Here is a 20834-nt window from a genome sequence, read left to right on the forward strand (position 1 = left end):
ACCCACCTCCTGCCTCCTGCCTTCTGCCTCCTGCCTCCTAGTCACGCGTGGCGAATTCATCGAGTTCGTGCGGATCGCCTACAATACAAGAAACCGCACCCGACGATGAATTATGCCGGAATCTACGCCCGATCGCATCTGGATTATTACCAGCGAGGAAACCGCTATCGAAACCGCGACGGGATCGCGAGGTGGCGGGAGTAAAGGAGCGAGTTATTTCGATTTTGAAGAGGAAAGGCTAGAAATTGTCGGAACGAACCGCAAACCGGTAGAAGTCGCTAAACTGAAAGCGGAAATGAAGGGATTTTTGCAAGCGATGCGGGAAATGCTCGACGAGGCCGATCCACCGAACGCGAAAATGCGATTGGAAGAGGTAGAGTTATCGGTGGAGATTAACGGCGAGGGACAGGTAAGCCTATTCGGAACCGGCGGGAAAATGGGCGGAAAAGGGGCGATGACCTTTAAATTCAAGCGGAAAGATGGCTAGGAATTGGGCGATCGTTATCGGCATTAACTCCTACAGTAACTTACAGGATCTGCAATACGCCAAGGCCGACGCGGGGGCGATACGGGATTTCTGTGAGCGAGCGGGATTCGAGCGTATTTTCCTGTTTACCGACGATTCCGAGCCGATTTCCGCCCGACCGAATAATATCGACACGCGCCCCACCTACGGCAACCTGAGACGCTTTTTTCGGGCGTTATTCGAGGAAGCAAAGCTAAAAGCGGGCGATAATCTCTGGTTCTTTTTTGCCGGTCACGGAATTCGCCACGAGAATCGGGATTATCTCATGTTATCGGATAGCGATCCGGAAGATGTGGGAGCTACCGCGCTTTCCGTCGGTTACATCATCGAGAGATTGCGGCGCTGGGAGTCGGATAACGTGATGTTGTTTCTCGATGCCTGTCGCGACGAGGGAAGCCGCGACGGTTTAGGAATCGGCGAGGAAACGCATCAGGGAGTGATTACCTTTTATTCCTGTCGTCCGAGAGAGAAAGCGTGGGAAATCGAGAAATTAAAACGGGGTTCGTTCACTCACGCGCTCTTAGAGGCGCTGGAAAATCCCATCGAGGGCAATTGTGCCACGGTCGCGAGATTGGATCATTATCTCGGTCGTCGCGTTCCGAGAATTAACACGGATCACGGAAAACCGTTACAATCGCCCTACGCGAGCGCGGAACCCGCCCATAAAATCCATTTTATCCTCTTACCCCACTACATTCGACCGAATCCGCAGGATTTAGCCGAGTTAAAAATGCAAGCGTGGCGCGCCGAAAGTCAGGGAAAACAGGACGAGGCGCGACGGCTATGGATACGGGTAAATCTAGCGTCCGCGGGAACGGATGAGGACGCGATCGAAGCTTTATCTAGACTCCCGCGGGTACAACAACAACCCGCGCCAACCGTTACCCCGACAAGGGGAGGACGGGAAGGAAATCTACCGCGAGATACAGGGGTTAGCGCGGGAAAGGATAAGGGCGAAACAGGCACTTTTCCTCGAATTCTGGAAATACAACCGCCACCCGCACCACCCGTTACCCCGCCACTAGAAGAAACGGAGATTAGTGCGCTAAAAACCTTTTCTTTCGAGGTGGTGACGGTTAACTCGAAAGGCGGGGTGATTCAGCGAGAAGAGAAGTCAGCCCGCTATTTTGTCGAGGATTTGGGAAATAACGTCGCGTTAGAGATGGTGTATATTCCCGGTGGAACCTTCTGGATGGGGACGGAATACGAGGAAATCAAGCGACTGGTGAAAAAATTTCGCTGGAACCATTTTAGTCGGGAAAAACCGAGACACCCAGTAACGCTAGAACCTTTCTACATGAGCAAATATCCCATCACCCAAGCGCAATGGCGCGCCGTGGCCGCTTTACCGAAAATAGGGATAGATCTGGAATCAAGCCCGACGAGGTTTAAGGGAGAGAAAAGACCGGTAGAAAGCGTTACTTGGCTAGAAGCGGAAGAATTTTGTAAAAGGCTCTCGAAAAAGACGGGAAAAGACTATCGATTACCGAGCGAGGCGCGCTGGGAGTACGCCTGTCGCGCGGGAACTACCCCCCCTTTCCACTTCGGGGAAACGATAACGGGAGATTTAGCGAATTACGGTGCGAATTATACCTACGCGGAGGAACTGATAGGAGTTTATCGAGCAGAAACCACGGAGGTCGGCAAATTCCCCCCGAATGCGTTCGGATTGCACGATACGCACGGGAATGTCTGGGAATGGTGCGAGGATGACTACCACGAAAATTATCAAGGCGCGCCCGATGATGGGAAGGCATGGATTGATAATGATAATTGTTCTCAAAACACTAAAATACTTCGGGGCGGTTCGTGGCTCAATCTTCCCTCGGATTGCCGCTCCGCCGTCCGCTACGATATATCGCCCGCCGATCGCAACTACAATTGCGGTTTTCGGGTGTCGCGTAGCGTAACCCACCCTACGGGTGGATCGGGGGTTATTGGGGTTATTTTACGGGTTTTTCGGGGAGGAGGTTGGTGAGGAGAGCGCGGGGGATTCGGCGGCCGTGTTTGAGGAGTAATCGGGCGAGGTGTAGGGGATAGGAGAGGAAGGAGAGGGTCTTCGGGAAGCGGAATCGTCGATCATCGACCTCGTTGGGCAAAAACGCGGCGCGGGTGCATACTTTCAGCCAGTGGAGGCAGTATATCCATCGGTCTCGCGGTCGCTCTCTCATTTGCCAGTAAAATCGGTGATTGTACGACCAGAAAAAAGACCATAAACTCGGTTCATCGGGTAATTCGTCGGGTTCTTGCCAGAGTCGCGAATGGATGTGATGGGCGAGGGATTCGATAGCGGGGTCGGCTTTTATGGTTTCGAGAACTGTTTCCGGCAGGGAGGTTCCGAATAATTGGTGAATTAGGGAAAGATTTAGCGATAACATTCGTTCACAGCCGGATTCGATCGCCCTATCCCGTACTCGCGCCCAATCTAGTTTAGGATAGGCGCGGATCAGTTCGGCACTATCGCACAACTGAATCAGACGGACTTTCCAATGACAACAATCTTTTCCCAACTGCACCGCGAGAAGTAAGAGTAATTCTTCCGGGGGGATAGTCCACACCCGCGCGTCCTCGATGAATAAAGGCACGAGACGGGATCGATCGAACTCCAGTCGCAGATTAAAATGATCCGGTACGATCGCGCGGTGAAGATCCACGTTGATCCTACCCTCTCGATCGACGAAATGACACTCCCAACCGATGTCCTGTTGCTGGTGGTAGCCGCGCGAGAGGAGGAGTTTTTTCGCGGTGAGAATGTCGCGTGGATTCACTAATAGATCTAGATCGCCGAACTGCCGTAGGGCGAGATTCCCGTAAACGGAGGTCGCTAGAACCGGCCCTTTGAAGGGAATGGCGAGCATTCCGTGACTCTCGAACAATTTCAGGATTTTTAAGAGTTCTTTCGTCAGGAACGAGTTACGCGCAACGGTATTCTGGAAATGATCGCTCAATTGAATCCGCAGGGGTTCGGGAACGGATTCCGGACAGGTAGCCTGTAAGCTGTGAGAGAGAAGGGGAAGAATTCCGTGACGGGCGGCCGTTTGTAGGAGGTAAATCCAGTCGATATTTTCCCGGATCGATCGCCGGATTCGTTCTTCCGTTCCCGCGTCGATCGTCGTTCTGGCGCAATTTAATAATAGTTCGATCTCGGGGCGGCTCACGCGAACTGACCCCCCGTAGAACAGAGCGAAAGAAATCGTTTCATCATGGCGATCGAAATGGTGATCCCGATTGCGGGGAGGCCGGCGAGCGGGAGGGAAAAGCCTCGCCCCCGCGTCAACCGGCCGGCGATTCAAGCGATCGAGAGCGGTATTCGCGCTTTTTTACCGATAGAGTCTAGATCGGGCTTCCTCGATACGTTTTTGGGCTTCCTCCTGGGCTTCCTTGATTCTCGCGCGAGCTTCCTCGACGCTATCACGAATTTCCGCGTCAGCTTCCAGGAACCGCGGATGGTCTTGCCACGGTTTGCTCGCCTCTCCGCCTTGGGGGGAATGCGGTGGGGGGGCAGAACTCGCCATCGCCGGGGTGGGGGCGACGATCGATCGAATGCTAGGGGATAGGGCGCCGAGCGCGAAACCACCGACTAAAACCGTATTTTTCAAGGCTTTCCGTCGGGAAATCCGCGCGGTATTACGGTCGGGAGATTGATATTCTAATAGTAAATGACGGCTTTCTAACTCGTCTAAAACCTGCCGGACGAGATCCTGGATCTCGATCGGTCCTAGGGATAGATCCGGTCGATCTTGTCCGAGTTTTTCGGCGATTTCCGGGATCGTGTGTTGACCGTCACAGGTTTGCCAGACTCTCGCGGCGATCGGATTGAGACAGTGGGAAGTAGACCGTTCTCGATCGTATACGAGGAGTTCTTCTCCCATTTCTTGCAGGAAAAGTTCTTCTTTCCGCGCGATAGGTTTCATCGTTTTCACACTCCTTATTCAAGGTCAAAAATGTTTTCGATCTGCTGGAGAATTGCCGCAGCTCCCTCTTCGGCTTCTCCCCGTTCTCCCTCGATCGCTCTCGCTCGGGAGACCGATCTCGCGAGAGTGGATAGGGCGAAACTCGATCGGGTTCGAGCGGCGATGGTATTTTCTAGAAGGGCGAGTACCGCTTGTCCCGGCGAGATCTCCCGCGAGTTCCACGAATGACCGGCCCCGTATTTCGTGTGAACTACTAAACCGACCGGCAAGGGTTCAACCCCCGATTCACCTCCCAATTTTTCAACCGAACATTTTACCCGTTCGTTTTCTCCTTTTCGGATGGACAATTCCCTAGCGTAAGGATGAACGAGTCCCTGACGGTCAAACACGGCGTATTCATCCGAATAATAGATCGCGCCCGCTTTGACCAATGCCGTTACTAGCGTGGTTTTCCCGCTGAAACTCCGCCCCGGAATGACGATCGCTCTACCTTTCCAGCCGATCGCTCCCGCGTGAACGAATAAATACTCCGGGGATAATAGCCCGATTTTAATCCGTAAGTCGGTATCGAAAATATCGAGAAGTTCCGCTAAAGATCCCGTTCTAGCTATTTCTATATCACGACAAAAAAGCCGATAGTTTTGCCGGTGATCGCTCGGACATGAAAACGAGTATAATTCATCGAACTCGGGCGATGTTAACTCCTGTATTCCCGGCGGGAGATAATCGAGAGCGCGCCGCAAAACGTCAACACGATCCGCTCGAATACCGACCCGCGCGCCGTAGCTTTGAAAAGCGAATCCCCCCTCCAGGAGAGAGCGGCCGAATAGTTCTGGGTCTTTTTCCCTCTCGATCGAACGGTTCGATCTCGGCGCGAATAAAGTTTCCATTGGCGGAAATTAAAGGTTGTTAATTTTATTTTTCTAAGAAAAAATTTCTCAGGTTTTTATCTCTATCAGAGAAGTTTTAAGAAGTAGGCGAATTCACTTTCCCGATGAGTTTCATTCACTATAGCAAGCTTTGGACAAATCGGGAAATATTTCCCGAACAATCTATCTTGAGTGGTAGAAAAAAAAGAACACCACGCGTATCCATTAGATCTCTAGCGGAAATCAAAAATCTCTCGCGGGGACGGGAGCCGGGAGCGAGGAAGTTCGCTTCGCTCCTACTCTCCCTTCGATCGAGAACAGGAGTCAGGAACCGGGAGTAGAAAAGAGAGATCGAAAACGTATCACAACGTAAAAACGTTCTGTTTTCAGGAAATATTTCTGAAAATATGCGTTTCGAGTTGAGTTTATATTGCCGCACTCGCTCGTAGAGAATCGAACCGTTAACTCGGCACTAGCTCGATCGAGAGTCCCTCGCGAGCGAGAATGGTACGGGGGAAAGCGAGGGTGGCTTCCTCGCCGACGCGATCGAGAAAATCGTCATCGTGGGACGGATCGTGATGGAAGAGAACCAACTGTTTCACCCGCGCGGCCTTGGCGATTTTGACCGCTTCCTGCCAGGTAGAGTGTCCCCAGCCGACGCGCGACTGTTTCGGGTCGTTGTATTCCTCGTCGGTATAGGTGGCATCGATCACCATCACGTCCGCCGACCGCGCCAACCAGAGAACGTTCTGGTCGAGGCTATCCGGGAAATGTTCCGTATCGGTGATGTAGGCCGCCGAGAGACCGCGCCAGTTGACGCGATAACCCACCGCTTCCCCCGGATGGTTTAATCGGCGCGTCTCGATCGTGATATCCCCGAAATCTAAGGTTTCCCCGGCTTCTAGGTCAAAAAATTCCAAATTCGCCTGCATGATCTGTAAGGGAACCGGAAAATTGGGATGGAGCATCTGATCGTGAAGTCTCTGCTTCATGGTGGCCCCGTTCGGCGAGGGGACGGCGTAAATCTTGAAGCAATTCCCCTTGATAAAAGCGGGCGTGAAAAAAGGAAAACCCTGGATATGATCCCAGTGGGAATGGGTGAATAAGAGCCGCGCCGTGACGGGGTTCTCGTTCAGTAGGGACTCTCCCAACATCCGCAGTCCCGTCCCCCCGTCAAAGATCAACCGTTCCGTCCCTACGTGCATCTCCACGCACGAGGTATTACCCCCGTACCGAACGGTTTCCGAACCCGGACAGGGAATACTCCCGCGGACCCCCCAAAATTTGATCTGGAATCGGTGGTGTAACATATCGCGCGCGTTTCGAGCTTGGCAGTCCTTAAGTAGTTTACGGCCGGAGTAACCTTCCCCGATCGAGAATCGGCAAGGATAAGCGGGATTCGACAACCGCCGGCCGATCGATTATAAAGGATGTGGCGGGATGTTCACGAGCGTCGAGCATGGATTTACAGAAATTTTTCGAGAAGTTACCCGGCGAGTATCGGGATTGGGGTTCCCCCTTTATGACCCCGCTTTCGGACACGCTCTCTTTCGTCGCCGAGAAAACCGAATCCACCGGCGATCGCTCGCTGTTCCCGGCGCTGAACCTCGCGGTCGAGTGTCTGGAATCCGGAGAGGTGTACTGTCAGATCGGCTGTTTCCGCCGCGGGGCGCTGGTGAGCGCGTTGGTTGACCGGCCCGATCGATTCGGCTACGGGGTCGAGGCGTTTTTCCAATACGACCCGTCCGGCGATCGATTGGCGGTGGTCGCGGGAGATATCGAGGAATTCGGACTAGAAGACCGTATTTTTCTAAGCGATCGGAAAACGGAGGATTTTTTCGCCGATTTACGGGAGTTAGAAACGGAAGAGAAAATCGGCGTTTATTTCTACGACGGGCCCGAAGACTATCGATCGCTGTTGATCGCCCTACTCCACGCGAGGGACTATCTGGCCGAGCGCGCGCTGATCGCTATCGGCAAATGCGATCGTCCCGCCATTCAACAGGCGATCGACGATTTCCTCGCCACCGAAGCGCACGCGACGGTACTGCTCGATCGACAATTGGCCGTACACGGGATTCTCGGATTAAAAGATCTCTGTCTTCTCGCGTGGAACGCGCCGTCCGGGGATCTGGTGTTGCGATCGCCGAAAAAACTCGTCCTGAACGTCGGTTGCGGTCCCTACAACCCCGACGCTTTACCCGCGCATTTTCGCGACGGCAACTGGCAGGAAATCCGCCTCGATATTAATCCGGCCGTTCGACCCGATATTCTCGGCACGATCACCGATCTGAGCGCGGTTCCCGATAACTCGGTAGACGCGATCTTTTCCTCCCACAACCTAGAACACGTCTATAACTACGAGGTACCGAGCGCCCTGGCGGAATTTAAACGCGCCCTCAAGCCCGATGGTTCTATCCTGATGATCGTTCCCGATCTGCAGACCGTCGCGGAACGGGTCGCGCGAGGAGATATCGAGGAAACCCTGTATATCTCTCCCGCCGGGCCGATACGCTCGTTATTGGTGTTTTACGGCATGGCCACCGATATTCCGGGTATCCCTTACATGGCGCATAAGACCGGTTTTACCGCCTCCAGTCTCACCGCGAAGTTACAAGAGGCGGGATTCGATCGGGTTCAAGTCACTCGATCGGGATTTGACCTGATCGCCCGCGGCTTCAAATAAAAGGAGCGGGGAGGTGAGGGAAATGGCGAAATGGCGGGATGGAGAGATAGGAAGATAGGAAGATGGGGGGATAGGGAGATGGGGTCGATCTGTCTCAAAAAACAGAAACTTTGTTTCTCACAAAAAAGGGCGAGAAAACGCTACCTCTCTACTTCTTACACCCTTCCCTCCCACCTCCCGCCTCCTGACTCCTCTTCCCTAACAAACCGTGATTTTCGCGTGGAGGTCGTATGCACCGAGTTCGATGGCCGGTTCGATTATTTTTTCTAGGATTTCTCGCCTTTCTCCTCGCCGAGTTCATCGGTTTCCTGCACCTGAACGCGACCGACGCTTTCGCCAACCGGTGCTATCAACGGGAGCGATTATCGCCCGCGACGCGACAGACGATCGAGGCCGTTCTAGAAGTGACCCGAACGAAGCGATGCGCCTCCGCGGCCCGTCAATTGGCGACCACGACCACGCTGATGCTCGGCGGCAAAGATCTAACCGATCTCTCCCCCCTATCGAGCCTAACCCATCTGAAAAAGTTAGTTCTCGCGGATAATCAGATCGAGGATCTATCCCCGCTCTCGAATTTAACGCGTCTCGATGAACTGGATCTCTCCAACAATCTCGCGCGGGATCTCGCTCCCCTGGCTTCCTTGAAAAACCTACGCGTTCTCTGGCTATGGAACAATGGAGTGAGCGATCTCGGGCCGCTATCGTCCTTGGAAAAGCTCGATCGACTGTATCTAGCCCAAAATCGGGTGAGTGACCTGCGACCGTTGGCGCGTCTAGCCCGACTGACGAAACTGTTACTCGATGAAAATCAGATCGCCGATCTAACCCCGCTCTCTTCGCTCCACGGTTTATCCGGTCTCTCCCTATCGCGCAATCGGGTTCGCGATCTCTCTCCCCTCGCGTCCTTGGTCGGCCTCAACATCCTGATCGCCCTCGATAATCAGATCGCCGATATCGCCCCGATCCGGGAGGTACGCAATCTGGAGTTACTGATCCTTTCGGGCAACCGGATCGCCGATCTTAGCCCGCTAACCGAACTCACCCTGCTTACCGGCCTGTATCTCGAAAATAATCGTCTCACCGATGTTAGTTCCCTTGCCAGCCTGACGAATCTGCTCGAATTAGGCTTATCCGGCAATCAAATCACCGATATCGCCCCGTTAAAGTCTTTGATTAATTTGAATAAATTGGGAGTGGCCGGCAATCCGCTGGCGAGTCCGGTTTGTCCTTTGCGTCCCTCGGTGTGTCAGCTTTGATCGGGGGGATGATCGGCGGGAGCGGGGGGAATCTCCGTTTCGGAAGAATTTTCGGGGGCCGGGGAGTCCTCTTCCAAGATCGCGGTAATTTCGGTCAAACTAGCCACTGACCCTTCGGGGGGAGCGGGTTCGATTTCCTCGATCGGGGGGACGGGTCGGAGCATCGGTTCGGTAAGATCGTCGTCGCGGGTAATCTCTCTCTCCCAAGTTTCGGTCTCGTTGCCCTCGAACTCTAGCTCTTCGTCGAATTCCAACTCCTCGTCGAATTCCCGAAAATCTTCGTCAAAATCAGCGGAGATCGGCGTTTCCGGGACTTTATCGAGCGTCGGTTCCCCGGTTTCCGCGACGGGGGGAACGGTTTCCGGCACCTTTTCGGTCACTTTCCCGATCGACGGTTCCGGCGCTTTCGTCACCGGGGTTTTCGCCGGTTTGAGGGGGGCGACTTTGCCGAGACGGGTTCCCAGCCAATCGACCACGGAGAAGAGAAGAACGGGTTTGTCCGGGTAGAGAAGGGCTTGCCGGAGTTGAAGAGTTTGCCAACCGAACGCGAGGATGAGGGCCGACGCGGCGACCTGACCCAGTAGGAGCGCGCCGGTCACTCGATCGGCGGTCAACCACAGCACCAGGGCGTAAAAGAGTCCCACCGCGCCCCAGAGGAAATCATCTTCGCGATGCCGCTCGACGGCGTTAAAGGCGGTGGAGAGAAGGTAGAGACTACTTAGCCCCACGACGAGTGCTAGGATATCGGCCAGCATTTACGGTTCTCCTTTGACGTATCCATCTTCAATTGTGCGGTATCTTGTCTCGATCGCGCGGACTATTTCCGGACGGGATGGGGAAAGCTTGTTACTTTTAAGGTCGATTTCGGGAATTCTAGGGCGAGATAGTTCCTTTGGTCTTCATGAGTCCCCCGCACCACTATTACGAGGTTCTCGGACTTCGATCGAACGCTTCCGCAGACGAGATTAAACGAGCCTATCGCTCCCTCGCCAAACAATGGCATCCCGATCGATTTCCCGGCGACCGACAGTTACAGGAAGAAGCCGAGGAGAGGTTTAAAGAGATTACCGCCGCTTACGAGTTCTTGAAGAACTTTTTAGAGAGCGGTGTCGGCGAGGGGGAAGAGGCCGGGGAACCGGAACCGCTCGATCGACGGGCTTACGCGTTCGTATTCTATCATCAGGGCGAGGGTTACATCGATCGGGGGAAATACCGGGCGGCGATCGGCTCGTTTTCCCTGGCGATCGAGTTCGATCCCGAATATATCGAGGCCTATCGCTATCGGGGTTTCGCCTATTCCCAACTCGGCTCGGAAAACCGGGCCCGCGCGGATTTCCAGAAAGCGGAATCCCTGAAAAAACGCTCGGGATACCGGCCGAACCCGGAGGAACCGACCCCCGAATCCCGCGTGCCGGGAATCGTCTATCAGAGGACGATCCGCTATTTCCAACCGATCGCGAGTTTGGCGATCGATCGCCCCGGCGATTTACTCGCCTACAGTAGCCACAATTACACCATCCAACTACAGGATCTCCTGCTCGATCGTACCGGCGCGACGTTACGCGATTCCTTTCCGGTACGTTGTTTGACCGTGGACGCGCGCGGGGAACGCGTGTTCAGCGGTCACGTCGATGGAACGATCCGCGTCTGGCATCTAAAAGCGCGGCAAACGGAAGCGCTCGGCGCGAAAAACACGGGACACGCGGGGAAAGTGTTCGCTCTAGCCTTGACTCCCGACGGCGCTCGGTTAATTAGCGGCGGTTCCGATCGAACCGTTAGAATTTGGGCGTTAAACGGTCGTTGCGAGCCGCGGGTTTTAACCGGGTACGCGACCGCGATCGCCTCGATCGCTATCAGTTCCGACGGGAAATATTTTGTCGCGGCCGGACTGGAACCGCGCTTGAGAATTCGCGAGGTGGTGACGGGACAGATCGTTCGATCGATGAAAACGGAGGCCGGGATCGTCTCGATCGCTTTCAGTCCGGATAGTCAACTGTTGGCGACCGCGGGGGTCGATCGATCGTTACGTTTATGGCACGTTAAAACTGGCCGGGAGATCTGGAATTTTACCGGTCATCTCGATCGGGTTTCCTCGATCGTTTTTACCCCGGACGGACAGACGTTAATTAGCGGCAGTTGGGATACAACGATTAAATTCTGGTCGTTGGTAACGAAGGAAGAAATCGGTTCTCTTGACGGGCATTCGGATAGGGTTTTATCGCTGGCGATGAGCGCCGACGGGACGATTTTACTGAGCGGCAGTAGCGATCGAACCGTGAAGATCTGGAAAAACGAGCGATCGTGAATCGGGAGTAAAAATGGTGATTTCGGCGATCGATTCATCTATCCTCGGAATGATTTATAGTGGAGGAGAGCGACGGCTCGATCGGAAAAATTCGCCGTAACTCCGGGGGAGCGATCGGATTAACTGGTCGTCCGGTCGAGCGATTATCAAATGAAGCTAGTCTACAGCCGATAACAAGCCTATGGATCGGTTAAACCGACCGTATTTATCCTAGATAAGCGAGGAAAGACTGGAATGCCTGTATTGTCAAGCGGAAACGCGACGCGGGAGCGCTCCCTTGTCGATCGATCGAGATGGTTATCGAGTCTCGTGGGACGCGATTCCGGGGTGGGCGCGCGACCAATGTGGCGAGGTTTGATTGGAAGCGAGAGAAGTTGATTTACTTCAAGATGCCCTCGCGAAATTAGATCGACAAACCGCCACGCTCACGGGTCAAATATCGGGATAGTTTATCGCGAATCGTTCGGCGAGATCCCCGCGCGATTCACGTCGAGAAGCTTTTCTGATGGCTAAGAATCGGGATTTCTAGTCCTTTCTCCCGATAATCTTCCTTGACCAACTCCCACGCGATTTTTAACTCTTCCAATGCCTGTAGAGGATCGTCCCCGAAAGCGGAAATCGTCGGCATTTCGAGGAAACGAGCTAACCAATCTCCCTGTTCGTCTAGCGATAACTCGATCGACAGTCTATCCAAATGATAGTTTTCTAGGGTCATTCTTCAGCCGATCTTTTTTTGACATGATACGATCGTATCGGTTCCGAAAGTTTTGTCTATCGACCGAGATAAAAACCTCGCGCCCTCTGTTCTAGAGTAGGAAGGGACGGAACTCCGAAGCGGCCGTTCCCTTCCCGTATAACGGCTACCTCTGATTGGAAATTTTTTCGAGATTATCCCCCATGACCGAACAAGAACGAGAACGCGAAGAAGCTCGGCGGCGGATGGCCGCGTTAGCTTTAGAAAGTCAGAAAAAAGGCTCGAATACCGACTGGTTCGAGGAAGTATACGCGAGGGCCGCGGGGGATAGCGATCGAATTCCCTGGGCGAAATTAACCGCGCACCCGATGTTAACGGACTGGTTAACGCGGAAAGCGATCGACGGGACGGGAAAAACCGCGCTCGTGATCGGTTGCGGACTGGGAGACGACGCGGAAACCCTCGCCGGGAAAGGGTTTCGAGTGACCGCGTTCGATATTTCCCCGACGGCGATCGAGTGGTGTCGTCAGCGCTTCCCCGATTCTCCCGTCATCTATCTCGTGGCGGATCTTTTCCATCTCGATCGATCTTGGGAAAAAGCTTTTGACCTCGTTTTCGAGTCGCGAACCGTTCAAGCGTTACCCCTCGATGTCCGGGACGAGGCTATAGAGGCGATCGAGCGTACCGTTGCCCCCGCGGGAACCCTATTGGTAATCACCCATCTCCGTCCGTCCGAAAACGCGCCGGAAGGGCCGCCGTGGCCGCTATGCGATCGAGAACTTTCGCGCTTCACGGAGTTAGGATTACAGGAGATCGAGCGAATTCCCTTCGATCTGCGAGAGATTCCCCAGCTTTTCCTAGAATATCGCCGCGGGTAGGGAGATGGGGGAGGTGAGGAGATCGATCGCGTTCTCGCCGGTCGATCGCTATACAATCAAAAAATAGAGAGTGAATCGCCGGTGAACCGATGAATCCAGAACAAATCGAAGAAATTAAACGCCTACGCGCCTTAAACCTATCGCCGAAACAGATCGCCCGGAAATTAGGGGTACGTCCCGCTGAAGTGAGTGAATATCTCCAAAAAACGGCGGAAGAAACGGCGATCGCCAGCGCGGAAAAAGGTGAATTACCTCCCCTAGAACGCTGTCTGATCAACGAGAACGCGGCGATACGGTTATTGGATACCGGTAAAAAGGGATGGTTCGGACAGGAACGTAAACAGAAGCTAGAGAACGATGGAACCGAGGGGATGGCGCAGATTTTCGTGATCCGCAAGGAGAAAAGTCGCTATCTTCTCTGTAGTTTTCTCGTGGATTATTGGTGTCTGGGAGTGAAAGAAACGATCGGCCCGCGAAAGGTCGATCGATTGGAAATCGAGTTCATGATCGAACAATGTTCGTCCGGTTTCGAGCAGAAATTCCGGGAAATCGGCTTAGAACAGGCGCGGGGGATCGTTTATAGCGCGGTAGAATACGCGGCCGGGTTGGGATTGCAACCCGCGCGGGATTTCGAGAAAGTGAAAGACTATCTCGGACAACGGGAGGAAAGCGATCCGAAAATTGAATGCGGACGCGACGGGAAACCCTGTTTCATCTGCGGCCCTTACGATAATCAGATGAAAATTCTCGGGAAACTTCGAGAGAGCGTGGGAGAGGGGAATTTTAGCTATATCCTTCCCGTTTAAGAAGCCTGTTGGTGTCCCATCTTCAGGAAAATACTTTCGAGATCCTCGCGGACGGTGTGGAACTCGGTGATGGCGATCCCCGATCGAACGAGCGATTTTAGCAATTCCGCGCTATCCTCCTCGTTACCGGCGAATTTCACCCGTAGGCAATTGGTTTCCGGCAGGATCTCCCATCCCTCGACGTGGAGGGACTGTTTTAACGCGTTTTCCAGTTCGGTTCGATCACCCAGTGATCGCACGAGGATATATTGACTCGATAAACGTTGGTACAGTTCGCTTAGAGACGCGCTTTCGACGAGAAAACCGAGTTCCATGATGCCGACGGAAGTGCAGAGTTCGGCGAGATCGCTGAGGACGTGGGAGGAGATGAGGATCGTCATTCCCGCGGCCTGAAGGACTTTAATAATCTCGCGGAATTGCATCCGCGCGATCGGATCGAGTCCCGACACCGGTTCGTCGAGAAGCAGTACGATCGGTTCGTGGATGATCGTCCGCGCGAGGCCGAGACGTTGTTTCATCCCGCGCGATAGAGTGGCGATCGAAGCGCGCGTTTTACTCGTCAATCCCACCAATTCTAAAACCTCGTGAATCCGACGACGACGGTGGGGTTGCCGCAAAAAATACAGCCGCGCGAAATAGTCCAGATAATCCCATACCGTCAGATCTTCGTACAGGGGATAATTATCGGGCAAATAACCGAGATATTGCTTCAACCGCGGGTTACTATCATCGCGGAGAAGACGTTCCCCGTGAAGGTAAATTTCCCCCGTCGTCGGTTCCTCCGCGGCCGCTAACATCCGGATCAATGTCGTTTTCCCCGCGCCATTCGGCCCGATCAGTCCGTATACCTCTCCCGCTTCGATCTGTAAATCCACCCGATTCACCGCGACATGGCGATCGAATTGTTTCGTGAGTCCGTTAGTAGCGATGGCGAATTCTTGAGTCATAACAGGAGGAGGCAGGAGTCAGGAGTCAGGAGTCAGGAGTCAGGAGTCAGGAGGCAGACAAGATATTTCTTCTTCTCTATTTATAATCTAGCTCCCTCATCTCCCTCATCTCCCGATCAAGCGGCCTGTAAAGCGGCTAACTTATCCTTCTCGTCCGGGGTTAACTCGTCCGGTTGGCCGGTGATCTGCTTGTAGACTTTCAGGTATTCTAGGGACGATCGATACCAACTGAAATCCTGCTTCATGGCGCGTTGTTGTAGTTTCTGCCAGTCCGATTTATAGCGGAAACTCTCCCACGTCCGGATCAGACAGGTAAAGAGATCGAGAGGTTCGTAGCGGTTGAAGGTGAAACCGGTTCCCGTTTCATTGACGGGATCGTGGAAAGATACCGTATCTATCAATCCCCCCGTCTCGCGTACCATCGGGATGCAACCGTAACGCATGGCCATTAATTGGGAGATCCCGCAGGGTTCAAAGCGCGAGGGCATTAAAAACGCGTCGGAACCCGCGTAAATGCGACGGGAAAGGGCATCGTTATAGAGAAGGTTGAGGGACATCCTGCCGGGGAAACGCGAGGTCATCTGCCACAGTTGACTCTCGTAGTAGCGATCGCCCTTACCGAGTATCACGATCTGCGCGTCGGTGTAGGAGAGAAATCGATCGAGGATCTGCATCACCAGATCGATCCCCTTCTGTTCCACCAACCGCGTTACCATCCCGATGACGAAGGCTTTGCGACTGACCTGTAAACCGACCTCTTCCTGTAGGGAGATCTTATTGGCGATGCGTTTCTCTAGATTATCCGGGGTGAACCGTTCTTTGATATAAAAATCGGTCGCGGGGTTGTACACGTCCGTATCGATGCCGTTGACGATACCGACGAGATTACCGGAGATGTAGGAGAGTAATCCCTCTAGATTTTCGCCGTAGGTGGGGGTTTGAATCTGCCGCGCGTAGGTGGGGGAAACGGTGGTCACTCTATCGGCGTATTGCACGGCCGCGGACATGGTATTATCGCCCTGCATATACCAGGGACACCAGGTAATCTTTTCCAGATACCCGCGCCACGGCCCCTGATAGGCGAGGTTGTGAATGGTGAAAACGGTACTAATATCGGGATCTTGGTGCATCCAGACGGGAATCATCCCCGTATGCCAGTCATGACAGTGAATGATCTGCGGTTTCCAGTAATTCCAAGCGAATTCCGCCGCGCCGTTCGCGAACAGGGTAAAGCGCCACGCTTCGTCCTCTCCCCCGTAGATATCCCGTCCCGAAAACGCGAGGTGTCCGAACAGATACAGGGGGATATCGGTATCCGGCAGGACGGTTTCGTACACGAGGAAGTCTTGGAACATGGCGAATCCAGACCAGATCGGCTCGCTGGGGATGTCCATTTTATCGGGGAGAAAGCCGTAGTAGGGTAAAAAGATGCGGACATCGTGACCGAGTTGACGCAATACTTTCGGTAAAGCGCCCACCACGTCTCCCATCCCTCCCACTTTGGCGATCGGCGCGGCCTCGGCCGCTACAAATAGAATTCGCATACAATCCCCGCTTTCGTTCGATCGATACAAGCAATGTAGAGATTATAGGGGACTCGATCGCCCGATAACGAAATTTTCTTCTTTCTGTCGTTTTTCGCGGCGATCGCGGGCCTGCCGCGCGCGGGGAACGCTTCGAGATCGCGGCCCCGAAGAATTCTCGCGGGATTTTCTTCCTTTTGCCGTGGATTTCCGAACCGATCGAATCTCTCTCGGGACGGATGAAAAGCGTTTTCGCTCGACGGACTCCCTCGAAACGACGCGATTCTAGACAAAGATGTATATCCGAAGATGTACGGACTAAAAGAGGAAATTGTGATAAAAGTTGTACAGCGAGCTTTTTGAAATCCTCTATGAACGATCCCGCGGAAAGATTCTGTTTCGCCACTTTAGCTTTGGGCAAAAAATATCGAGACTTGGCTTCGATTTTGGCGAAAGACATCGCGAAATATTCTCCAGGCACTCCTTTTCTTATCCTCACCGATCGAGTTCGAGATTTTCAAGAAGAAACTAATGTTCTCGCCTTTTCGCACCGACAAGAGCTTTGGTGCGATAATGACAAAAGCTTTCTGATCGAGAAATCCCTATCTTTATTCGATTACTGTATCTGTATCGACGCGGATATGCGAATTCTCGCCCCTATCCCTCAAGATTTACGCTGGTCGCCCGGAATAACCGCTTGGAGTTGCTGTAGTCTGCTCAAACATCACACTCGGAAAGGTATAACAAGTCAGGCTTTACCCTATCTCCAAAAGATAATTCATCGACTCGATCTGGATTCGGAGTTCGAGAGTATCAAATGGATTCACGAATATATGTTCGTGGTCAAGAAAGACTCGGGGAAAGAAAGCGAATTCGTGAGACTCTTTGAAAAAATTTCCCGGTATTTAGAAATAAACGGCATCGAGATCGGCGCGGGTAGCGCGATGGGAGTCGCCGCGCGAAAAGTCGGTTTTCCCGTTAGATGGAGTCCGGAGGAGAGGATTGTTTTTTTTAAAGATCGGATCGTGAAATATAAAATAGAACGGGAGAGATTTCAGCCGGATAAAAAAATACAGGCCTGTTTGCAATTACAGGGAGAACTAGAATTCCCTCGGTATTCTTGGCCTCAAAAAATATTAACAAAACTCAATAAGATAAAAAGAGAGAGCGCGCGTTCTCTTCGCCTAAAAATTAATAGTTTAAGCGATCTAGAATTTTATTATTTCGTTCAGGAGATAGAGTCAGAATCACCGCTCAACCTGTCTCGCCCTTTTTCGGAATAAGATCTCCCTTATTCGCCAGCCAATCTAGATTTGTTAATCGTTCGAGATCGATTTTTTTGACAAGTCGTAAACAACGAAATTTATTCACTCGATCGCCGATGATAAAACTTCGAGTTCGTCGCTTTTTTTGCGAAAAGTAAACTATGAAAGAAATACAAGAACTGAAACAAAATTTACGCGCTTCTCTGGAAGAAGCCCTTTCTTCCCTGAAATCCTTTCAAGAGTGCGCTTTATTGTCTTATCCCGATCACTATAATATCGGCGATCATCTTATCTGGTTGGGTGAGATCCTGTATTTAACCGATGTTTTGGGAATACGGCCCGAGTATTGCGCTAGTGTCGCCTCGTTTTCCGATCGGGAGATGGAAGAAAAGCTCGATCGAAAACAACCGATATTGATTCACGGAGGCGGAAATCTCGGAGATCTATGGGGTTACTATCAGAACTTTTATGAAAAAATTATATCGCAATATCCCGATCGACCGATCGTGATTCTATCCCAGAGTCTGATTTTCCGATACGAGAGTAAATTAAATAGAGCCAGAGAAATCTTTAACAATCATCCCGATCTTACCCTGATCGCCCGAGAAAATCAAAGCTATCGATTAGCCTTACAGTATTTTCCGAAATGTAAAGTATTTAAAGCCCCCGATCTCGCCCTCCAGTTAATCGATCTTCCTTCTCTTTCCCTCCCTCCCGATCGAAGTGATACCATTCTTTACCTACGCCGGCAAGATCAGGAACTGAATACCGCTTCTTCTCCCGATATTCTCGATCTCCCCAACCTCGTCGTCGAAGATTGGTCTTCCTATCAAAATAAAGGCAAACCCGCGCTAAACTCGATCGGGGGACTGACGGTACTTTTTCAAGAAGGTTGGCGAGAGGGAAGCTTACTCCCGCGAGAATGGGTATCCCGACAACTCTGGAAACAATTCCATCCTTATACCGCTAAATTCAAAAATCTCGACAATTCCTCGCTCCATCTTACTTCCTGGAACTACGCGCACAACGGCATCTATCAGTTTAGTCCCCACCGTCTCGTGATTACCAGTCGATTACACGGCCATATTCTCTGTATCATCCTCGGGATTCCCCACGTATTTCTCGCGAACGCCTATCATAAAAACGAATCCTTTTACGAAACGTGGAGTCACGGGATTCCCTTCTGTAAATTCGCCAGAGATCCATCCGAGGTAAAAGAAGCGACGCGAAAACTGTTATCCCTATCACCGGCCTGAAAAATTAGCCGGGAATTCCGATCGAGACAAGGATTCGATACAATCGAACCGTCCCGATCTGCCTCCGTCCCCTTGTCCAGCCATCCTCTCCTCCGTCTCCTCCGCTACGGTCGCGCCTACCGTCCGGCGATCGTCCGCGCTAGTATCTGTTCTATCCTCAACAAACTCTTCGATCTCGCCCCTCCCGCGCTGATCGGGATCGCCGTCGATGTCGTCATCGCCCCAGAAAAGTCCGTATTCGCCCGCTTCGGTATTTTGACCGTTTTTCCTCAATTATTAATTTTAACGGGGCTATCGGTCATAATTTGGGGCTTAGAATCGATTTTCGAGTACGCCTACGAGCGTTTATGGCGCAATCTCGCCCAGAATATCCAACACGATCTACGTCTGGAAGCCTACAGCCATATTCAAGATCTCGAACTGAGCTATTTCGAGGAACGATCGACCGGCGCGTTACTCTCCGTCCTCAACGACGATATTAATCAACTCGAAAGATTTCTCGACGTGGGCGCGAACGAGATCCTACAGGTACTCACCACCGTCGTCGTCATCGGTTCCGCCTTCTTTATCCTCACCCCCGATACCGCGTGGATGGCGATGTTACCGATTCCCTTTATCCTTTGGGGATCGATCGCCTTTCAGAATTTCCTCGCCCCCCGTTACGCGGAAGTCCGCGAAAAAGTCAGCCTCCTCAATAGCCGTCTCTCCAATAATTTAAGCGGCATTCTAACGATTAAAAGTTTCACCACCGAAGCCTATGAAACCGATCGATTACGGATCGATAGCGAGGCTTACCGTCAGAGTAACCGGAAAGCGATCGTCTACAGCGCGGCCTTTATTCCCCTGATCCGGATTATTATCCTCGCGGGATTCTGCGCCATTTTACTCTTCGGCGGGATGTCGGTAGCCAACGGGAAACTGGCGGTAGGAACCTATAGCGTCCTCGTTTTCCTTACCCAGCGCCTCCTGTGGCCGCTAACCCGTCTCGGCCAAACCCTCGATCTCTACCAACGCGCGATGGCTTCCACCAATCGGGTGATGGATCTGCTCGATACGCCGATCGCTATCCATTCCGGCGCGATTTCCCTCCCCGTCAACCAGATTCGCGGCGAGATCGACCTAGATAACGTTTCCTTCGCTTATAGTAACGGTTATCCCGTTTTAAAAGATCTTTCCCTACATATTCCCGCGGGAAAAACGATCGCCATCGTCGGATCGACCGGATCGGGCAAAAGTACCCTCGTTAAGCTATTACTGAGACTGTACGAGATCGAATCCGGACGGATCGCCCTCGACGGCATCGATATCCGCGATATCTTCCTCTACGATCTGCGTCGGGCGATCGGTCTCGTCAGTCAGGACGTGTTTCTCTTTCACGGGACGGTGAGGGAAAATATCGCCTACGGAACCCCGGACGCGTCGCCGGAGGAAATTATCAACGCCGCAAAAATCGCCTCGGCTCACGAATTTATCGAACAACTCCCCCACGGCTACGATACGATCGTCGGGGAAAGGGGACAGAAACTCTCGGGAGGACAGAGACAGCGTTTGTCGATCGCCCGCGCTATCCTGAAAGATCCCCCGATTTTAATCCTCGATGAAGCGACTTCGGCGGTAGATAACGACACGGAAGCGGCGATCTCGCGTTCCCTAGAGGAAATTACCCGTCACCGTACCACCATCGCGATCGCCCACCGTCTCTCGACGATCCGCCATAGCGATCGGATTTACGTCATGGAATACGGAAAAATCGTCGAAGCCGGAACCCACGAGGAATTACTGCAACTATCCGGGATTTACGCTAACCTCTGGCGCGTGCAAACCGGGGAGAGAGCGATCGAACCCTTCCTCGGGTCGTGAGCCGTATTTTGCTATCTCCGGTAAGATCTTTACTATCATTCACTGCCAC

19 protein-coding genes are annotated in these 20834 nt (G+C 52.7%); 11 read left to right on the forward strand and 8 right to left on the reverse strand.

The annotated features are described in order from the left end of the window. Window positions 1-112: 112 nt before the first annotated feature. Window positions 113-487: a Pepco domain-containing protein gene (locus V0288_RS07150; RefSeq protein ID WP_332864368.1), complete on the forward strand. Its 375-nt coding sequence runs from the start codon at window positions 113-115 to the stop codon at window positions 485-487. Further along, on the forward strand, window positions 480-2504 hold the full coding sequence (locus tag V0288_RS07155; RefSeq protein WP_332864369.1) for an SUMF1/EgtB/PvdO family nonheme iron enzyme: 2025 nt from the start codon (window positions 480-482) through the stop codon (window positions 2502-2504). The genes V0288_RS07150 and V0288_RS07155 overlap by 8 nt, the downstream gene beginning before the upstream one ends. On the opposite strand, the gene V0288_RS07160 is transcribed toward V0288_RS07155, so the two are convergent. The 4 genes from V0288_RS07160 to V0288_RS07175 form a co-directional block, all read right to left on the reverse strand. Beyond that, on the reverse strand, window positions 2470-3684 hold the full coding sequence (locus V0288_RS07160; RefSeq protein ID WP_332864370.1) for a nucleotidyltransferase domain-containing protein: 1215 nt from the start codon (window positions 3682-3684) through the stop codon (window positions 2470-2472). The genes V0288_RS07155 and V0288_RS07160 overlap by 35 nt on opposite strands. A 162-nt stretch (window positions 3685-3846) precedes the next feature. Continuing rightward, on the reverse strand, window positions 3847-4440 hold the full coding sequence (locus V0288_RS07165; protein ID WP_332864371.1) for a PqqD family peptide modification chaperone: 594 nt from the start codon (window positions 4438-4440) through the stop codon (window positions 3847-3849). 14 nt (window positions 4441-4454) lie between these two features. After that, a complete protein-coding gene (locus tag V0288_RS07170; RefSeq protein WP_332864372.1) occupies window positions 4455-5330 on the reverse strand; it encodes a hypothetical protein in 876 nt (291 codons plus the stop codon). A gap of 440 nt (window positions 5331-5770) precedes the next feature. Beyond that, window positions 5771-6619, reverse strand: a complete 849-nt coding sequence (locus tag V0288_RS07175; RefSeq protein ID WP_332864373.1) for an MBL fold metallo-hydrolase — start codon at window positions 6617-6619, stop codon at window positions 5771-5773. A 149-nt stretch (window positions 6620-6768) separates the two neighbouring features. On the opposite strand from V0288_RS07175, the gene V0288_RS07180 reads away from it, so the two are divergent. After that, window positions 6769-7995 carry a class I SAM-dependent methyltransferase gene (locus V0288_RS07180; RefSeq protein WP_332864374.1) on the forward strand — a complete coding sequence of 409 codons (1227 nt, stop codon included), beginning with the start codon at window positions 6769-6771 and terminating at the stop codon, window positions 7993-7995. Window positions 7996-8225: 230 nt separating this feature from the next. Then, window positions 8226-9251 (forward strand): leucine-rich repeat domain-containing protein, encoded by a 1026-nt coding sequence (locus tag V0288_RS07185; protein WP_332864375.1) that lies wholly within the window; start codon window positions 8226-8228, stop codon window positions 9249-9251. On the opposite strand, the gene V0288_RS07190 is transcribed toward V0288_RS07185, so the two are convergent. Next, window positions 9242-10006: a Ycf66 family protein gene (locus V0288_RS07190; protein WP_332864376.1), complete on the reverse strand. Its 765-nt coding sequence runs from the start codon at window positions 10004-10006 to the stop codon at window positions 9242-9244. The genes V0288_RS07185 and V0288_RS07190 overlap by 10 nt on opposite strands. 146 nt (window positions 10007-10152) lie before the next feature. On the opposite strand from V0288_RS07190, the gene V0288_RS07195 reads away from it, so the two are divergent. Continuing rightward, a complete protein-coding gene (locus tag V0288_RS07195) occupies window positions 10153-11556 on the forward strand; it encodes a DnaJ domain-containing protein (protein WP_332864377.1) in 1404 nt (467 codons plus the stop codon). Window positions 11557-12040: 484 nt separating this feature from the next. Here the strand turns inward: V0288_RS07195 and V0288_RS07200 are convergent, their stop codons facing one another. Then, a complete protein-coding gene (locus V0288_RS07200) occupies window positions 12041-12271 on the reverse strand; it encodes a type II toxin-antitoxin system HicB family antitoxin (protein WP_332864378.1) in 231 nt (76 codons plus the stop codon). A 182-nt stretch (window positions 12272-12453) separates the two neighbouring features. On the opposite strand from V0288_RS07200, the gene V0288_RS07205 reads away from it, so the two are divergent. After that, window positions 12454-13128 (forward strand): class I SAM-dependent methyltransferase, encoded by a 675-nt coding sequence (locus tag V0288_RS07205; RefSeq protein ID WP_332864379.1) that lies wholly within the window; start codon window positions 12454-12456, stop codon window positions 13126-13128. A gap of 89 nt (window positions 13129-13217) precedes the next feature. Beyond that, window positions 13218-13934 (forward strand): DNA-binding response regulator, encoded by a 717-nt coding sequence (locus tag V0288_RS07210; RefSeq protein ID WP_332864380.1) that lies wholly within the window; start codon window positions 13218-13220, stop codon window positions 13932-13934. Here V0288_RS07210 and V0288_RS07215 read toward each other — a convergent pair. Next, window positions 13931-14881, reverse strand: coding sequence for an ABC transporter ATP-binding protein (locus tag V0288_RS07215; RefSeq protein WP_332864381.1), 951 nt, complete (start codon window positions 14879-14881; stop codon window positions 13931-13933). The two genes, V0288_RS07210 and V0288_RS07215, sit on opposite strands and share 4 nt — an antisense overlap. Between V0288_RS07215 and V0288_RS07220 the strand changes: the two genes are divergently transcribed. Further along, window positions 14873-15076 carry a hypothetical protein gene (locus tag V0288_RS07220; protein WP_332864382.1) on the forward strand — a complete coding sequence of 68 codons (204 nt, stop codon included), beginning with the start codon at window positions 14873-14875 and terminating at the stop codon, window positions 15074-15076. The two genes, V0288_RS07215 and V0288_RS07220, sit on opposite strands and share 9 nt — an antisense overlap. Here the strand turns inward: V0288_RS07220 and glgA are convergent. Beyond that, a complete protein-coding gene (gene glgA, locus V0288_RS07225; protein ID WP_332864383.1) occupies window positions 14998-16425 on the reverse strand; it encodes a glycogen synthase GlgA in 1428 nt (475 codons plus the stop codon). The two genes, V0288_RS07220 and glgA, sit on opposite strands and share 79 nt — an antisense overlap. A gap of 350 nt (window positions 16426-16775) precedes the next feature. On the opposite strand from glgA, the gene V0288_RS07230 reads away from it, so the two are divergent. The 3 genes from V0288_RS07230 to V0288_RS07240 all read left to right on the forward strand — a co-directional run bounded on the left by V0288_RS07230 (window position 16776) and on the right by V0288_RS07240 (window position 20785). Continuing rightward, window positions 16776-17687 carry a hypothetical protein gene (locus tag V0288_RS07230; protein WP_332864384.1) on the forward strand — a complete coding sequence of 304 codons (912 nt, stop codon included), beginning with the start codon at window positions 16776-16778 and terminating at the stop codon, window positions 17685-17687. Between the two features lie 143 nt (window positions 17688-17830). Then, window positions 17831-18925: a polysaccharide pyruvyl transferase family protein gene (locus V0288_RS07235; protein WP_332864385.1), complete on the forward strand. Its 1095-nt coding sequence runs from the start codon at window positions 17831-17833 to the stop codon at window positions 18923-18925. A gap of 72 nt (window positions 18926-18997) precedes the next feature. Beyond that, entirely contained in the window at window positions 18998-20785 is a 1788-nt protein-coding gene (locus V0288_RS07240; RefSeq protein ID WP_332864386.1) for an ABC transporter ATP-binding protein, read from the forward strand. Window positions 20786-20834 lie beyond the last annotated feature (49 nt).

It is taken from the genome of Pannus brasiliensis CCIBt3594, from assembly GCF_036688125.1.
Lineage (GTDB): Bacteria > Cyanobacteriota > Cyanobacteriia > Cyanobacteriales > Microcystaceae > Pannus > Pannus brasiliensis.

Bases quoted from the DNA above. Each gene is read 5' to 3' on its own strand.
- V0288_RS07150 (WP_332864368.1), top strand. From the start codon at position 113: ATGCCGGAATCTACGCCCGATCGCATCTGGATTATTACCAGCGAGGAA.
- V0288_RS07155 (WP_332864369.1), top strand. From the start codon at position 480: ATGGCTAGGAATTGGGCGATCGTTATCGGCATTAACTCCTACAGTAAC.
- V0288_RS07165 (WP_332864371.1), bottom strand. From the start codon at position 4,440: ATGAAACCTATCGCGCGGAAAGAAGAACTTTTCCTGCAAGAAATGGGA.
- V0288_RS07170 (WP_332864372.1), bottom strand. From the start codon at position 5,330: ATGGAAACTTTATTCGCGCCGAGATCGAACCGTTCGATCGAGAGGGAA.
- V0288_RS07175 (WP_332864373.1), bottom strand. From the start codon at position 6,619: ATGTTACACCACCGATTCCAGATCAAATTTTGGGGGGTCCGCGGGAGT.
- V0288_RS07180 (WP_332864374.1), top strand. From the start codon at position 6,769: ATGGATTTACAGAAATTTTTCGAGAAGTTACCCGGCGAGTATCGGGAT.
- V0288_RS07185 (WP_332864375.1), top strand. From the start codon at position 8,226: ATGCACCGAGTTCGATGGCCGGTTCGATTATTTTTTCTAGGATTTCTC.
- V0288_RS07190 (WP_332864376.1), bottom strand. From the start codon at position 10,006: ATGCTGGCCGATATCCTAGCACTCGTCGTGGGGCTAAGTAGTCTCTAC.
- V0288_RS07195 (WP_332864377.1), top strand. From the start codon at position 10,153: ATGAGTCCCCCGCACCACTATTACGAGGTTCTCGGACTTCGATCGAAC.
- V0288_RS07200 (WP_332864378.1), bottom strand. From the start codon at position 12,271: ATGACCCTAGAAAACTATCATTTGGATAGACTGTCGATCGAGTTATCG.
- V0288_RS07205 (WP_332864379.1), top strand. From the start codon at position 12,454: ATGACCGAACAAGAACGAGAACGCGAAGAAGCTCGGCGGCGGATGGCC.
- V0288_RS07210 (WP_332864380.1), top strand. From the start codon at position 13,218: ATGAATCCAGAACAAATCGAAGAAATTAAACGCCTACGCGCCTTAAAC.
- V0288_RS07215 (WP_332864381.1), bottom strand. From the start codon at position 14,881: ATGACTCAAGAATTCGCCATCGCTACTAACGGACTCACGAAACAATTC.
- glgA (WP_332864383.1), bottom strand. From the start codon at position 16,425: ATGCGAATTCTATTTGTAGCGGCCGAGGCCGCGCCGATCGCCAAAGTG.
- V0288_RS07230 (WP_332864384.1), top strand. From the start codon at position 16,776: ATGAACGATCCCGCGGAAAGATTCTGTTTCGCCACTTTAGCTTTGGGC.
- V0288_RS07235 (WP_332864385.1), top strand. From the start codon at position 17,831: ATGAAAGAAATACAAGAACTGAAACAAAATTTACGCGCTTCTCTGGAA.